18 protein-coding genes and 2 pseudogenes are annotated in these 13689 nt (G+C 67.7%); 16 read left to right on the forward strand and 4 right to left on the reverse strand.

Annotated features, from left to right (window positions below; all coding sequences use genetic code 11):
• Nucleotides 1-64 precede the first annotated feature (64 nt).
• The 12 genes and pseudogenes from ACFYOH_RS41115 to ACFYOH_RS41170 all read left to right on the forward strand — a co-directional run.
• Nucleotides 65-454, forward strand: a complete 390-nt coding sequence (locus ACFYOH_RS41115; protein ID WP_388636519.1) for a hypothetical protein — start codon at nt 65-67, stop codon at nt 452-454.
• 423 nt (nt 455-877) lie between these two features.
• A complete protein-coding gene (locus ACFYOH_RS41120) occupies nt 878-1183 on the forward strand; it encodes a hypothetical protein (protein ID WP_388636521.1) in 306 nt (101 codons plus the stop codon).
• 104 nt (nt 1184-1287) lie between these two features.
• The gene (locus ACFYOH_RS41125) at nt 1288-1590 is read left to right on the forward strand and encodes a hypothetical protein (protein ID WP_388636550.1); all 303 of its coding nucleotides are present in this window, start codon (nt 1288-1290) and stop codon (nt 1588-1590) included.
• Between the two features lie 90 nt (nt 1591-1680).
• Nucleotides 1681-2358 (forward strand): GGDEF domain-containing protein, encoded by a 678-nt coding sequence (locus ACFYOH_RS41130; RefSeq protein ID WP_388636523.1) that lies wholly within the window; start codon nt 1681-1683, stop codon nt 2356-2358.
• Complete coding sequence (locus ACFYOH_RS41135; protein WP_388636525.1) at nt 2355-2795, forward strand: hypothetical protein; 441 nt, start codon at nt 2355-2357, stop codon at nt 2793-2795. The genes ACFYOH_RS41130 and ACFYOH_RS41135 overlap by 4 nt, the downstream gene beginning before the upstream one ends.
• Complete coding sequence (locus ACFYOH_RS41140; RefSeq protein WP_388636526.1) at nt 2792-3070, forward strand: hypothetical protein; 279 nt, start codon at nt 2792-2794, stop codon at nt 3068-3070. The genes ACFYOH_RS41135 and ACFYOH_RS41140 overlap by 4 nt, the downstream gene beginning before the upstream one ends.
• Before the next feature lie 21 nt (nt 3071-3091).
• Nucleotides 3092-3268, forward strand: a complete 177-nt coding sequence (locus tag ACFYOH_RS41145) for a hypothetical protein (RefSeq protein ID WP_388636528.1) — start codon at nt 3092-3094, stop codon at nt 3266-3268.
• Nucleotides 3265-4122, forward strand: coding sequence for a histone-like nucleoid-structuring protein Lsr2 (locus ACFYOH_RS41150; protein ID WP_388636530.1), 858 nt, complete (start codon nt 3265-3267; stop codon nt 4120-4122). The genes ACFYOH_RS41145 and ACFYOH_RS41150 overlap by 4 nt, the downstream gene beginning before the upstream one ends.
• Nucleotides 4122-4592, forward strand: a complete 471-nt coding sequence (locus ACFYOH_RS41155) for a hypothetical protein (RefSeq protein ID WP_388636532.1) — start codon at nt 4122-4124, stop codon at nt 4590-4592. Before ACFYOH_RS41150 ends, ACFYOH_RS41155 begins: the two co-directional genes overlap by 1 nt.
• Nucleotides 4589-4774 (forward strand): hypothetical protein, encoded by a 186-nt coding sequence (locus tag ACFYOH_RS41160; RefSeq protein WP_388636534.1) that lies wholly within the window; start codon nt 4589-4591, stop codon nt 4772-4774. The genes ACFYOH_RS41155 and ACFYOH_RS41160 overlap by 4 nt, the downstream gene beginning before the upstream one ends.
• Nucleotides 4775-5314: 540 nt before the next feature.
• The gene (locus ACFYOH_RS41165) at nt 5315-5692 is read left to right on the forward strand and encodes a nuclear transport factor 2 family protein (protein WP_384952492.1); all 378 of its coding nucleotides are present in this window, start codon (nt 5315-5317) and stop codon (nt 5690-5692) included.
• A gap of 161 nt (nt 5693-5853) precedes the next feature.
• Nucleotides 5854-6159: pseudogene (locus ACFYOH_RS41170) on the forward strand (transposase); the annotation flags it as partial.
• Here ACFYOH_RS41170 and ACFYOH_RS41175 read toward each other — a convergent pair.
• Nucleotides 6151-6474, reverse strand: a complete 324-nt coding sequence (locus tag ACFYOH_RS41175) for a hypothetical protein (RefSeq protein ID WP_388636536.1) — start codon at nt 6472-6474, stop codon at nt 6151-6153. The pseudogene ACFYOH_RS41170 and the gene ACFYOH_RS41175 sit on opposite strands and share 9 nt — an antisense overlap.
• Nucleotides 6475-7016: 542 nt before the next feature.
• Between ACFYOH_RS41175 and ACFYOH_RS41180 the strand changes: the two genes are divergently transcribed.
• Nucleotides 7017-7361, forward strand: a complete 345-nt coding sequence (locus tag ACFYOH_RS41180) for a hypothetical protein (protein ID WP_388636538.1) — start codon at nt 7017-7019, stop codon at nt 7359-7361.
• A 169-nt stretch (nt 7362-7530) separates the two neighbouring features.
• On the opposite strand, the gene ACFYOH_RS41185 is transcribed toward ACFYOH_RS41180, so the two are convergent.
• Together ACFYOH_RS41185 and ACFYOH_RS41190 are read right to left on the reverse strand one after the other, a co-directional pair.
• On the reverse strand, nt 7531-8100 hold the full coding sequence (locus tag ACFYOH_RS41185; protein ID WP_388636540.1) for a S1 RNA-binding domain-containing protein: 570 nt from the start codon (nt 8098-8100) through the stop codon (nt 7531-7533).
• Between the two features lie 50 nt (nt 8101-8150).
• A pseudogene (locus ACFYOH_RS41190) lies at nt 8151-8557 on the reverse strand (transposase); the annotation flags it as partial.
• A 216-nt stretch (nt 8558-8773) separates the two neighbouring features.
• Between ACFYOH_RS41190 and ACFYOH_RS41195 the strand changes: the two are divergent.
• Nucleotides 8774-10039, forward strand: a complete 1266-nt coding sequence (locus ACFYOH_RS41195; RefSeq protein ID WP_388636542.1) for a ParA family protein — start codon at nt 8774-8776, stop codon at nt 10037-10039.
• Entirely contained in the window at nt 10036-11160 is a 1125-nt protein-coding gene (locus tag ACFYOH_RS41200; RefSeq protein WP_388636544.1) for a ParB/RepB/Spo0J family partition protein, read from the forward strand. Before ACFYOH_RS41195 ends, ACFYOH_RS41200 begins: the two co-directional genes overlap by 4 nt.
• Before the next feature lie 218 nt (nt 11161-11378).
• Here ACFYOH_RS41200 and ACFYOH_RS41205 read toward each other — a convergent pair whose 3' ends face one another.
• The gene (locus tag ACFYOH_RS41205) at nt 11379-12683 is read right to left on the reverse strand and encodes an MFS transporter (RefSeq protein WP_388636546.1); all 1305 of its coding nucleotides are present in this window, start codon (nt 12681-12683) and stop codon (nt 11379-11381) included.
• A 45-nt stretch (nt 12684-12728) separates the two neighbouring features.
• Here ACFYOH_RS41205 and ACFYOH_RS41210 point away from each other — a divergent pair, with 45 nt between their 5' ends.
• Entirely contained in the window at nt 12729-13343 is a 615-nt protein-coding gene (locus ACFYOH_RS41210; protein WP_388636548.1) for a TetR/AcrR family transcriptional regulator, read from the forward strand.
• Nucleotides 13344-13689: the final 346 nt, after the last annotated feature.

The following is a 13689-nucleotide window of genomic DNA, read 5'->3' on the forward strand; positions in this document are numbered from 1 at the left end:
ATCTTGGGCACCTTCGTTCTCGTCTCCGCAGGCCCCCCTTGGACCGCACCACCAGGAGGAACCAGTGTCATACCCGCGACTGCTCACCCCCGAGGAGAAGCTCGCCGACGCGAAGAAGCTATTGAGTCTCCCGCCTATCGTTGCGATCTGCGGCTCCACCCGCTTCATGACCGAGATGAACGAGGCCGATCTGCGGGAGACCGCAGCCGGGCGGATCGTCGTCAAACCGGGCTGTGACATGAAGTCGCCGCACGCACTCTGGGCCGATCCTGTCGAGGGCGAGGAGTTGAAGGCTCGGCTCGACGAGCTGCACCGGTCGAAGATCCGGCTCGCCGATGAGGTGCTCGTGGTCGGCGACTACATCGGAGACAGCACCCGAGCCGAAATCGCCTACGCCCGGTCGCTGGGCAAGCCCGTGCGGTTCACGCACCCCGAAGTCGACCCTGGCGCCTGACCGCCCGCCGCCCCCTCGGCAACCAGGGCCGGCAGCCGCCGCCTGACCGTGTCGCGGTGGCTTCGGCCACCGCCCACTCCACACCCTCAGCAGGCATCTCGTGGAATTGATCATCTAGCTTCCGGGCCGAATAGCGCAGGGTTGGAACACCGACTCTTCCCCAGTCGCCGACGACCAGGACGACGACCCCGAGGGCCGCACGGACCTGGAAGCACAGCTCGCGGACGCGGTCGCATGAGCCGCGCCGCCGACGGCCCCCACCCGCACCCGCTCACCCCGGCCGAACTGCCGACCGGGGATGTCACCTGCCGATCCAGGGCGGAGCCGCGGGCCTCGCCACGCACCGCCGCACCGTCCACACCCACGCCGGTGATCCCCGGCGGCCCATCACGATCCGGCTCGACTACTGACCTGGAGGCCCCCGTGACCACCCAGACCAAGGCCGACACCTTCGCCGCGCTCCGCGACTGCTTCGCCGCCGACCTCGCCGCTCTCATCGGCGACCAGTCGCAGCGCGGCACCACCGCGAACGCCTTCATCGACCTGGTCGAAGAAGTCCGCGACGTCCTCGGCGCCTCCAGCCTCGGCAACTGGCAGGACGCCAGCGAGGATCTCGACTCCGCCCTCACCTACCTCACCGACGCGCTGACCAGCCCCGCCGGTGACCAGCCCTCGCTCCTGCCCTGGGCGCGCACCCACCTGCGCGACGCCATCGCCACGGCCGGCTGAACCGCCAGTTGAGCGCACTCTGTGCCGCCCCGGCCCCGCACCTCGAGGCCGGGGCGGTCGCAGTGTCCCCTCAACCCCGGACAGCCAGGAAGGAGATGGACGTCATGCGCCTGCGGATCTACGAGGTCGACGTCCCCATACACGACACCAACCACCCCGACCGGCGCGGTGTGCACGTCTTCACCGGCGAGGCGGACTCCCCGGCCGCGGCCCTGCGTCGCGCCCATGAGGTGTACGACGCCGCGCTCGCCGCACACAACGCCGGACTCGAGATCCCCGGCAAGCAGCCGGACAGCTGGACGGCGCTCGGGCTACGGCCCGGCTGGGAGCTGGAGTGGCCTGCCGCGAAGGCCGGCCTCTGGCACAACCCCGTCAGCTGGAGCTGCCGCAGCGACTTCGCGCTGTAGCTCCGCCCCGGGACAGGCGCCGAAGGCGTCCAACCAAGCCGCCTGTCCCGGGCCTCCAACCCGTACGAGACGAGAGGGAGAGATCCCAGTATGGACTCCGTCCTGCGCGTTCAGGGCTGGATCGGCCCGCGCACACTCCTTCTGACCACCGCTGCCGTGCCGTTGACCGGCTGGACCGTGCACGCCATTACGCTGCACAAGCGGCTCGCCGCGACCCGGAAGGACCCGCTGACCGGCCTCCTGCGCCGCGACGCCTACACCGCCCGGGCCCGGCGGATCCTGGCCCGCCACGGCGACGACGCGGCCGTGGTGATGGTCGACGCCGACCACTTCAAGCGGATCAACGACACGATGGGCCACGCGGCCGGCGACACCGTTCTCGCGGCCTTCGGGACCCGGCTTGCCGCGTGGGCGGGTCCGCGCGCCGCCGTCGGCCGGCTCGGCGGCGATGAGTTCGCCGTCGTCCTGCGCCTGCCCGCCGACCGCCGGGAGCAGCGCCTCGCCCAGCTGGTCCGGATGCTGCACACCCCGGTCACCGTGGATGCCGAATGGGCGGTGCCCGTCGCCGCCTCGGTCGGCGCCGCGACCCCGGACATGACTGGCAGCCGCGACCTTTCCGTGCTGCAGCGGGCCGCCGACGCCGCCCTGTACGACGGCAAGCACTCCGGCCGCGCGCACCTCGCCAGCAGGGAGCACGCCACGGTCCCGTCCACCAACGGGCGCCGGGCCGGCCGTCCGGGCACCAGCGTGTGGGGGCAAGCAGCATGAGCCCTGTCACCTTGCCCGAGGGCGACTGGATCCGCGGCATCAGCATCCGGCAGCCGTACGCGGCCTGCATCCTCGCCGGTGCCAAGACGGTGGAGAACCGGACCACACCATGGCGGACCGGATGGGTGCTGCTGCACACGAGCAAGACCATCGACCAGCCCGCCCTGCGCACTCCGCTGATCGCCCGCACGATCCGCGGCCGTGGGCTGATCACGGGCGCCGTGGTCGGTATCGCCCGGATCACCGACTGCCACGCGGACCCCGAAGGACAGCCGCTGTGCTCGCAGTGGGCGCACCCGGGCGTCTGGCACCTGGTCCTTCAGGACGTCCAGGAACTGCCCCTGCCCGTCCCCGCACGCGGACAGGTCGTGCCCTGGAAGCCGTCGCAGGACCTGCTGGACCGCGTGTTCCAGCAGCTGCCCGGCTTCCGGCCGTGACCCGCCCGCGAGGCAAGAAGCCGCTGTTCGAGCCGGGACTGATGCCGGCTCCCGGCGCCCTCCTCGAATGGCGCGACAGCCAGCACTTCGACCGCTGGCAGGACCGCCCCTGCGTGCTGTGCGACAAGCCCACGCCGATCCGCTCCCGCTACGGGGAGCCCGTGCACAAGGCGTGCGCTGAGGACTGGATCGCCGCGAACCCCGTTGAGGGCCGCCTCGGCAGGTTCGCCTCCGACATCCAGGCCAAACGCCGGCGCGACGACGACCACGCCTGACCCCTCCTACTGGAGGCCCCCATGAGTAGTACCCCACAGCACCACGCCGACCACGCCCTCGCCTACCCAGAGCCTCCCGCTCACCCGAACTGGCGGCGACGTGGCACGGCGAAGCTCCGGCCGCTCACCCCCGACCAGCAGCAGCACAACCGCGAGGTCCTGGACCTCGCGCTGCGGAAGCCGAGGGCGGCGGCATGACGACCGACTGGCAGCAGGCCCTCGCAGCCGAACCCCGCTCTCCCCAGCCCAGCCCCCTTCAGGAGCTCGCCGCCGCGGCCCGCGTCACCGCACGCAACGCCGGCGACAAGCACGACCTGGCCGAACTCCTGGACGCGATCGCCGCACCCACCGACGCCGACACCCTCACCTCGCTCCTGCCCTACCTCCCCGACACCGCCACCGGAGAACGCATGACCACCCAGGCCCCCAGCGCCAACGCCTACGCGGCGGTCGCCGCCGACATGCTCAACCGCGGCGACAGTCCCGACCAGGTCCGCACCACCCTTGGGCTGTCCGACGACGAACTCGCCGAAGCCGTCCAGCAGGCGGAAGCCGGGATCGCTCAGGAACTCGGCACCACCCCGGACGCGGACGGGGGCCCCACGCACGGCACCAACTCCCCCAAGCCTGAGGCGCCCGACACCGTGGCGGCGACGCGGGAGGTGGGGATCGAGGCACTGCTGGTCTGGGGCGAGCAGCACGCCGCGAAGGGCGTGCAGGCCCTCGCCGCCAAGGCCCGCACGGCCCTGACCGAACTCGCTACGAGGAGCGACGCCGAGCACGCCGTTTGCGAAGCCGAAGGTCGCGTCAACCGGCTGGAGCGCGAACTCGCCCGGGCTAGGGAGGAACTGCGGCGGGTCAAGACCGGCAAGTCCACCCCGGCCGCCGTCCCGGCGCGTAGCGGCAATTACAGCAGGGAGCAGCTGACCGCGATCCGGGCCTGCGCACGGGCCAACGGCTACGAGGTCGCCGACCGGGGCAACCCGGCGAAAGCCGTCATGGACGCGTACCACGCCGCCCACCGCACCAACCCGCTGACGGAGGCGCGCTGATGGACACCAAGCCCCTCGCCATGGACGGCTACCTCGACACCGTCCCCGCACCCGGCGACGCCCCGGGTACCGCCCGTTTCCAGCTGATCGTCTCCCCCACCGACGACGCCATGGACGACGTCGTCTGGTCCTGCACCACCGGCGACCCCCGGATCGCGTACGTGCTGCTCACCGAGATCCGGCCCGGCGACCTGTTGCACGTTTCGGGCTTCCTCACCCAGCCCGACAACCAGGCGGAGCCCGCCCGTCTCACCGTTGATGCCCTGGAGGTGCTGGCCACCGCACCGGCGCGGGCGCTTCAGGAAATGGTTCTCGACAGGTTCGGCGACTACATCGTGGTGTTCGACGCCGACACCGACGCCGTCCCGGTCTTCACCGCGCTCGGGCAGTGGGTCGGCATGGCGGCAAACCCCGACGCCATCGGCACGCTGATCGAGATCCACGAGCGCGTGAACGGCGGTGACGCGTGACGGCCACGCCCACCACGCAACCCCGCACCGTCCTGGAGCGGTTCCCCGCCGAAGGCCCCCGCGGCTCGTGGCCGGCGGAAGAGTACGCCGCCGCTCAGCGCGCCCAGGGCGCCGATGCCCAGGTCGTGATGGACCTGCCCAGGGACCAGTTCCTCATGGTCGCCGACACCCCTACCGAGTAGCACCCCCGGAGCGTCGCGCCCGTCGCCATGTGGGCGCGGCGTTCCGGCGTCTCGACAAGGAGCACGCTCTTCATGACGGATCCGGCACCGTCGTGCACGCAGGTCAATGGCCAACCGAGTGGAGGGGATGCCCGTCAGCCCGAGCGCTTTCCGTGACTGTTTGGATGGCAGCCTGCAAAGTTGCCCATGGCGATACACCTTGCGCGCCGATTCCTCCACTGGAGGACACGGCAGCAACGGCTTCGTCGAGTGTTTCTGCTGCTTACTGAAGACGTTGGAGCTGACTCCTTCCGCAGCAGGTGGTCAGTGAATGAAGCCAGAACTGGGCCTCAACCAAGTCGTCAAACCACTCGCGGATGTGCTCCTTCGCAAGGACGCTGCCACCATCGGCGTTGATCTTCGACCGGCGGTATGCAGCTCTGAGTAGATAGCGGAGCGGGCCGTCATACGCAGCTAGTGCGCTGTGACCGGGATGGTCCACCGTGATCGGAGGGCGGCTCGCGGGACGAGCGCACGCGCAACGGCTGGTATTACTGGGGCATGCAGGAAGAGACGGCACGCTCCGCGATCGACACGTTCATCTCCGCGTTTAACGCCTCGGACGACAGCTATGTGACTGCCCTGCTCTCCCAGGCCCTGACCTCAGACGTGGTCTTCTGGGGGCCGTTGGGTCGCAGCGAAGGAATCGTGGCGGTCGAGCGGTTCGTGCTGGACATCCGGCGCCATCCGGCGGGGACCGGCACGATGGTGCGCTGCTCAGCGGTGGACATGCCTGACGAGTGGGCGCGGTACCAGTGGGTCTTCACCACGCCGGATGGAGGCCCCCGCCTGGCGGGAACGGACGTCGTCCATCTGCGGCGGAGCCTCATCGACCAGGTCATCGTCTTTGCGGGGGAGATCGAGCCGTCCGCCTCCTGAGTCGTCCTTCTGTCGCTGTCCTTCTCGTGAACTTGTCCCTTTCGGCACTCCGGGGCTGCGGTTCGCGGTCGGTCCGGCTGCGGCGTTGAGGGGGCGTCCGCCCCAGCGGATGCCCTTCTCGCTGCGGATGCGGGCGCGTTCCTTGCGTTGGGCGCAGCCCCTTCCCGACCGCCGGCCACCTCGCCGCATACGCCGGACTCGCCCCCGCGACCCGCAGTTCCGGGTCCTCGATCCGCGGCGAGCAACCCTCCCGCAGGGGAAGCAGGCAGCTCAAGCGGGCCTTCTTCCTCTCCGCGTTCGCCGCCCTGGGCGACCCGGCATCGCGGGCCTACTACGACAAGAAGATCGCGCAGGGCAAGCACCACACCCAGGCTCTGCTCTGTCTTGCCAGACGGCGGGCCGACGTCCTCTACGCGATGCTCCGCGACGGAACCTTCTACGAACCCCAACCCGCCAGCTCAGGCTGAATTGCCGAGAGCCCGCCGTGCTTCAGTCCACAGCCGCTCGAACTCCTCCGCGGAGATCTCGGCCGCCTGGGGCTGGTCCCGCCAGCCGTCCATGGGGCCTTCGGCGAGAACGCCGAACTGCCGTTCATAGCGGGACATCGCCGCGAGATCGTCATGATCACGCAAATGCAGGACCTCTTCCAGAGAGGCCGCCGTCACTGGCCGCGAGTCCTGCCCCCGGACCTCGACCTGCCGCGCTGCCCAACCTTCATCATCGGCCTCGAAATACAGCCACAGATCTTCGTCCTCGTAGTAGGTCCGGAACCAGGTCGTCATGCGGCAATCCTGACCCACGACCTTGACCAAAGAGATAGGGGCACCCCCGACGCCCGCGCCCCGGAACGCGGACGCTCCGCCGAAGGACAGCTTGCCGATGACCCCGTCGCCCCGGTCCTCACCACCCTGACACCGAGACCGCCCTCACCAGCACACTCCAGTGCGCCCGCACACGAAGCCACGGCGCCTGGACCGACCCGTAATGGCAAGTGGCGTAATCACCTCATGGAGCGGGGTGGACACCGGTCAAGCGGCAGGCGGGGTGATTACGTCGTAATCACCTGGCTCGGGATCCTGACGCGTCACCAGGTGGCGGCGACTGAGGGGGAGACGGAGCCGCCGATCGGGTCCGTCTCGCGCTGCCTTGCTCAACTCACCGTCGACTGGAGGCAGGCAGCGCCTCTCGGCTGCAGACGTCACCTCCGCAGGGCCGGTAGTACCAGGCATCGTGGTAGTGCACGTGCGGCCGGAGGCGCTGGTGTGGGTGATTACGACGTAATCACCGTCCTCCGCCCGTCAGTGGTGATCGCCATCATGGGGATATGACCAACCCGAACCTGACCACCGGCAGTATTTGGCGGCTCCACCACGGCGACCAGGAGATTGCCCGGCTGACCGTGACCGGTACCGACATGCCTTGGACTCACGCCGAAGTCGAGACACTTCCTGGCTTTGAAGACTTCCGTCCCCTCTTCACTGAGCAAGAGCGGGCTGTCGAAGAGGAAGAGTGGGAGCAGGCCGACGCCTGCTTCACCCAGATCCGCAGTGTGCTCACCATGACGTTTCCCGACGGCAGTCCGGTCGCTGAGTTCGTGCTGCACATCTGCGACGACGGCACCGCCGGCTGGCGCTGGCACGACGAACCCTTCGACGCGGTGAACCAGTGACACGCTGGGTCCGCTGCTTCTGGGACGAGGAAGCCACGTGGTTCTACTTCGAGTTGGACACCGATGGGTACGTGATCCGGCAAGTCGGGTTGCAAGAGCCCGGGGGAAGGCATGGTGTTGAGGCAGGAACTTGCCCCTTCATCACGCAGGCGACTGGTGCACCTGGGAGTCACTGGTGGTTCGGTGAGCCTTGCCGTCGAGAGAGCGAGAGCCTGCGCCGCTGTCGGTCGATTGCGGTGACGACGATCGTGACCTCGTCGCCAGCCTGGACGACATCCGACGGGGCCACCACGGGCGTCGACGTGAGCTCTTGTAGGTGGACCAGTCCCTCAATTCCGTCGGCGACCTGGACGAAGACGCCGAATGGGACCAGCTTGGTGACCCGTCCATGCAGTTGCTGTCCCACTGCAATGCGGTCGGCGAACGCCTGGAAGGGGTCTGGCTGTGTCGCTCGCAAGGACAGCCTGGCCTCCAGGTTCGATGTGTCGAACTGGAGGAATTCACATGAAACACGCTGCCCGACCTGCACGACGTCCGAAGCTGATTCGAAGCGCGACCAGGACAGCTCGGCGACCGAGATGAACCCGACGCCAGGGAAGATCGGGTGGTCGGGGCCGTCGTCCAGCGCCACGAACACGCCGAACCGTTCGATCGCTGTGACAGTGCCGGAAAGAAGGTGGCCACGGTGCAGTGATTCCAGGAACGACCAGAGTTCGGGGTGCTCAGACGGTCCGCCCATGCCGCCCAGTCTCTCATGAGGTGCTGTGCTCTGGCTGGGACGTGGGGCCATGCTGCGGTCTTGGAGGGGCGTCCGCCCCAACGGATGCCATTCTCGCTTCGGATGTGGGCGCGTTCCTTGCGTTCGGCGGCCGGGACGTCGCGGTCGTGGGCGTTGGCGTTGCGCCACCGCATCTAGGCGTGGCACGGCCGGGTCTGCACGGTGTGGTTGGGGGTGATGGGAGTTGGCGATGGTGAACTGCCTCAGCGGTCCGAAGTAGGCCTCGATGGGGTTCGACCCAGGTGGCGTAGGTCGGGGTGAAGCACAACTCGACCTTGTTCTTCTTCGTCCAGCGTCGGATGTCGGCGCCCTTGTGGGCGGACATGTTGTCCAAGATCACGTAGATGGGGGCGCCGTCGGGCCGGGCGGCCCGGATCGACTTCAGCGCGGTCAGCGTGTTGGCAACCCCTTTACTACGCGGTCCGCTATACCAACTCCGCCCCAGATGCCTGATGTCCTACCAATCCACTGCATGGTGTTTAGGGAGTAATCGCCTGATTCGCACCGGGAAGCGAGGATCCAGCGGCCAGTGATTACGACGTAATCACCCGGCGCTTGAGCTCGGGCGACATCAAAGGTGCCTAACTAACGTGTCGATGCGGCAAACGATCAAGGACGTTAGTATGGTGTCCCCATGAGTTCGCCAGCCACCTCCAGCGACCGCGAGAAGGTCGTCTCCAAACTGCCGGGATGGCTCCGGCAGAACCTCAAAGTCAGAGCCGCTCAGCACGGCGTCGAGATCCAGGCCGCGGTCGAACAGGGCATCAGGGACTGGTGCAGCCTGGCGTCCGCCACCGCGAGCGTCGACACCTCCGGTGCCGATTCGTTCTCCACCTTCCTGCCCCCCGGCCAGTGGGAGGAGTTCCGTCAGATCGCCACTGACCGGCGTGTCTCCCTCGTCCAAGGCCTGGCCCAATCCATCCAGCTGTGGCTTGACACCAACCCTGCCCCGCACGTTGAACGGCCTGAGATCACCCGCCGCATCATCGTGTGCAACCAGAAGGGCGGGGTCGGTAAGACCGCCATCACCGCCGGCCTCGGTGAGGCGCTCGCCGAAGACCCCAACCGCCTCCACCCCGTACGCGTTGCCAAGGCCCTCACCAAGGCTCTGCGGGCGAGTGACACCCAGGCCGACGAGGCGGAGCTGCAGGACTCCCCGTTCGACATCGAGAACTTGCCGGGCCCTGGCCAGAATGTGCTGCTCGTCGACTTCGACCCGCAGTGCCACCTCACCAACCAGCTCGGCGCCACTCCCCTGCCGATGAACGGCGACAGTCTCACCAACCACATGGCGGGTGATCCCAAGGGCGACCTCCGCGATCTCATCGTCGCTGTCGACGACGAGACCTTCGGCGGCAGACTCCATCTCCTGCCCGCCTGCCACGACGCCTTCCTGCTGGACGTGCGCCTGTCGGCAGTACGCGCCCGGGAAGCTGCCCTGGAGCGGGCTCTAGCCCCACTCGAAGCCGATTACGACGTAATCATCGTCGACTGCCCGCCCAGCCTCGGCCTCAGCATGGATGCCGCCGCCTACTACGGCCGGCGCCGTGACGGGGAGAAGCCCGGCCAGTCCGGTGCCCTGATCGTCGTCCAGGCCGAAGACAGCTCGGCAGACGCCTACGAGCTGCTCACCACCCAGATCGACGACCTCCGCAACGACCTCCAAGTCGATATCGACTACCTCGGCATCGTCGTCAACCTCTACGACTCCCGCCGCGGCTACATCGCCACCTCGTCGCTGCAGGGATGGGTCGACATAAAGGATCCACGAGTCGTCGGACTCATCGGCGACCTCAAGGAACAGAAGGAAGCTGTCCGAGTGAAGCAACCCCTGCTGTCGTACGCGCCCAAATCACAGCAGGCCGTCGGCATGCGAGCCCTAGCTAGGGAGGTCATGTGAGCAAGGCCGACCAGCTCGGCGCCGGACGCTTCGGCGGGGGAGTGCGCCCGGTCAGCGCACGGCGCCAGGCCGTGGCCGCCGCCACCGGGGTCCCCACCGAAGGCGTCGCGGCCCCCACGGAACTTCCCGTCCACCGCATCAGCCTCAACCCCGACAACCCACGCTCCGCTCTCGGAGACCTGACCGACCTCGCCGGCAGCCTGAAGACGCACGGGCAGAAGCAGGCGATCACGGTCATGAACCGTGACGCCTACATCAAAGCCAACCCCAGCCAGGAAGCCGCACTCGAGCCCGACACCACTCACGTCGTGGTTGACGGCAGCAGCCGCCTCGCTGCCGCCCGCGAAGCTGGACTTGCCACCATCAAGGTGATGGTCAGCGATGACCAGGGGGCCACGTCCGAGGAACTTCTCGAGTCGGCCCTCGTCGCGAACATCCACCGGCAGGACCTAGAGGAGATCGACGAAGCCCGCGCCCTTCAACGACTGTTGGCCATTCACGGAAGTCAGCGAGCCTTGGCCAAACGCCTCCACCGCTCCCAGGGCTGGGTGTCGCAGCGCCTGGCCTTGCTCAACTTGACTCCCGAACTGCAAGCCCGCATCGGCGAAGAACCCATCGACCTTCTGCGCGCCGTCGGCAACAAGCCGGCTGACCAGCAGGAAGCCGCTCTGGAAGCGATGAAGGCAGAGCGGGCCCGGAAGGAAGCAGAACGGATCCGCACAGCCAAGGCCCAGCCCGAGCAGACCGTAGACGAACGCTCGGACACCAGGGAGGCAGGTCGCGCTGGTGATTACGCCGTAATCACCAGCGAGCCGGAGCCGGAGCCGACACCGGCCCTCGAAGCGGAAGCCGCTGCCCCTGACCGGCCTTCGGCCCCCACGCCGACGCAGGATGAGTCGCCCGCCAACGAGCAAGGGACAGTCACACCATCCGTTCCCGTACAGACCACCGCAGTCGAGGCGATGGCTAGTGCAGGGCATCAGCAGCCGAAGAAGTTCCCGTATGAGGACGGTCTGTTTGCGGCACACCTGCTGATCCACAAGATGCCGCCAGACGAGTTCAACAAGTTGGTGGACCTGCTTATCAAGCACAGGAATGACCAAGCCGTCCATACCGGTTGATCCCCGCCACAGCCGCTGGGCGGCTGAGCGACTTCGCAGGAAGTCGGCACGGCAGAGGGCTTACCCCAGTAACGGGTCAGCCCTCTGCCATTTCGCGCTCGGTCAGAGTTGGGCACGTCGGAGGACGAGCCAGACGCCAGACGATGCGCGAAGCGCCGGGCGGTGTATCTCCCCGCGCCATTTACTTGTCAGCAGGGCGCACCCTGTTGCGGTGCGGCTCAGCAGTCACTCTCAGGTCCGGTCGCTTGTGTATCTCCTGTGCGTCGTCGTGTCGCATGGACGTTTGATGCCGTCTTTCTACGGGGCGTGGGGGTGGCGCTGGGGCGCATGCTGACCAGGCTGGCGACGAGCAGCAGAGCGCTCCCGATGTAGAAGGGGGCACGAAGCCCGAATGAGTCGGCTTCGAGACCCGCGAGGGCAGCGCCGAGCGTGGTTCCGGCACCGATGACCATCTGGTAGGCCATGCCGACGCGTCCCAGTAAGTGAGTCGGCACCATTGCCTGGCGGACAGACACTGCTGTGACGTTCCATGCCAGGTTCGCGGCTCCATACGTGGCAATGCACGCTCCGGCGATGAGGCCCGAGGAGGCAGCGCCGGCGGCCACTGCGGTCCCAGCAGTGGCCGCGGCAGTCAGCCGCAGAACTCTCGGGGTTCCGAAGCGGGCGTTGAGTCGAGGCGTCGCCGTTGCCCCCGCTACTCCTCCGATTGCGAAGGAGGCGACCAAGAGGGCGAAGCCGATGCTGGTCAGACCCAGGATCTGCCGGGCGTAGAGCACCAGAATGGCGATGAGGCCGCCGCCTACAAGGTTGCTGATCGCGGACGTCAGGCAGAGGCGACGCAGCAGTGGCTGCTGCCAGAGCCAGCGCACCCCCTGAGTGGTGTCACCGAGCAACCTCCTCCAAGGGTTCGGTGCGGCTTGTGGCTGTGGCCGGAAGTCTCCGCTCAGCATCAGGGCCAGTGCGGCAGCGGCCGCGAAGGAGACCGCATCGACGGCGAAGGGAAGCGCGGCAGCGATGCCGAAGAACAGCGCGCCCAGGGGGGTGCCGAGGAGGGTGTCGGTAATGAGCGAACCGGACTGCAGACGGGCGTTGGCGCGCGTCAGCTCAGGGGAGGCGACCAGCGACGGCACGATGCCTGACCAGGCTCCGTTGTAGAGGGTCTGTCCGAGGCCGAGGAGGAAACCGATGCCGGTCAGCAAGAGGACTGTCATTCCGTGCGCTGCCACCGCGATGGCGAGTGCCGCGACGATCACGGTTCGGGCGGCATCGACGACCCACAGGATGCGGCGACGGTCGAAGCGGTCCGCTATGGCGCCCGCGAGGAGGCCGAACAGCAGCAGGGGCAGTTGTTCGGCTACGTACACGAAGGCGACCTGGCGAGGGTCTGAGGTGAGCTGAGCCGCGAGGAGCGGCAGAGCGACGAAGCGGATCCCGTCACCGAGGCCGGAGACCGTGACCGAGGCCCAGATGCGCTGGAAGTTCGGCCCGAGCTTCGTACGGGAGGTGCCCCTGGATAAGAACATGAACTAGACTCTGGTTCGTGTTTTGGGGACATGTCAAGGAGTTCGATGGCTGAGCAGGTGAACAAGCCGCAGCAGCAACGCAGTCGAGAGAAGGTCGCCCGCATCCTGGAGGTGACAGCTTCTCTGTTGGAGACGACCTCCTACGACGATCTGGGAACCAAGCTGATTGCTGCCGAGGCGGGCGTCTCGGTCGGCGTGCTGTACCGGTACTTCGCTGACAAGGAAGCGATCATCGCCTCGCTGGTGCGCAGTTGGCTGCAACTGGATGTGCAGATCGCCGAGCGGGTCACAGCCGAGCCCCTGCCTGAACGCTCACAGGACCTGCTGGAGAAGCTGGTCACCGCCTACGCCGACCGCTTCCGCAAGGAGCCCGGCTACCGCCGGGTCTGGTATCACGGACCGCGCATCGCGTCGCTGCGGGCCGACACCCAGCGGACCGACCAGGAAATCGCGGACCGGGTACACGGGGCGCTCGTCCGCGGGTACGCGATGCCGGACACTGACGAGTCGCGCCGTCGAGGCCGACTTGCTGTCGAGGTCGGAAGCAACCTGCTTGACCTCGCTTTCCGCGATGATCCCCTGGGGGACTCGGAAATCCTTGCCGACGCAGCACTGATGATGGATCGATATCTCTTCGCGCCATCGACCAGCTCGCGTTGAGGCCAGCCACTGCCACGACGATCTCGGTGCGGTGTCGTGCCGACTCATCCCTCTGTCAGCGGGCACGAGGCCGCTACGGGGCCGGGGACCATTGCTGGTCTCCGGCCCCGTTTTGGTTCGCATATCCGTGCTGGGGACACGCAAGCGCCTCGGTCCCGCCCTGCTGACGATCGATGACGCAGAGCGCCTCGCGAACGTCCGCACCCAGGGCACCCAACTCGGCGGTGGACAGCACGATCTGACCACCGCTAGTAGGACTCCGTTAAGTTGCTCTGGCTCTTGGGTTTGGGCTGGTGGTGGATGTTCTGGGCAGGGGGCGGTGGCAGGTGGTGCAGGTGCCGGTCCA

Origin of the sequence: Streptomyces sp. NPDC007856 (genome assembly GCF_042868225.1) — a bacterium.
GTDB lineage: Bacteria > Actinomycetota > Actinomycetes > Streptomycetales > Streptomycetaceae > Streptomyces.

Coding starts and splice junctions, on each gene's coding strand:
- ACFYOH_RS41195 (WP_388636542.1), top strand. CDS start 8,774: ATGAGTTCGCCAGCCACCTCCAGCGACCGCGAGAAGGTCGTCTCCAAA.
- ACFYOH_RS41145 (WP_388636528.1), top strand. CDS start 3,092: ATGAGTAGTACCCCACAGCACCACGCCGACCACGCCCTCGCCTACCCA.
- ACFYOH_RS41165 (WP_384952492.1), top strand. CDS start 5,315: ATGCAGGAAGAGACGGCACGCTCCGCGATCGACACGTTCATCTCCGCG.
- ACFYOH_RS41205 (WP_388636546.1), bottom strand. CDS start 12,683: ATGTTCTTATCCAGGGGCACCTCCCGTACGAAGCTCGGGCCGAACTTC.
- ACFYOH_RS41210 (WP_388636548.1), top strand. CDS start 12,729: ATGGCTGAGCAGGTGAACAAGCCGCAGCAGCAACGCAGTCGAGAGAAG.
- ACFYOH_RS41135 (WP_388636525.1), top strand. CDS start 2,355: ATGAGCCCTGTCACCTTGCCCGAGGGCGACTGGATCCGCGGCATCAGC.
- ACFYOH_RS41125 (WP_388636550.1), top strand. CDS start 1,288: ATGCGCCTGCGGATCTACGAGGTCGACGTCCCCATACACGACACCAAC.
- ACFYOH_RS41180 (WP_388636538.1), top strand. CDS start 7,017: ATGACCAACCCGAACCTGACCACCGGCAGTATTTGGCGGCTCCACCAC.
- ACFYOH_RS41175 (WP_388636536.1), bottom strand. CDS start 6,474: ATGACGACCTGGTTCCGGACCTACTACGAGGACGAAGATCTGTGGCTG.
- ACFYOH_RS41155 (WP_388636532.1), top strand. CDS start 4,122: ATGGACACCAAGCCCCTCGCCATGGACGGCTACCTCGACACCGTCCCC.
- ACFYOH_RS41130 (WP_388636523.1), top strand. CDS start 1,681: ATGGACTCCGTCCTGCGCGTTCAGGGCTGGATCGGCCCGCGCACACTC.
- ACFYOH_RS41150 (WP_388636530.1), top strand. CDS start 3,265: ATGACGACCGACTGGCAGCAGGCCCTCGCAGCCGAACCCCGCTCTCCC.
- ACFYOH_RS41185 (WP_388636540.1), bottom strand. CDS start 8,100: ATGGGCGGACCGTCTGAGCACCCCGAACTCTGGTCGTTCCTGGAATCA.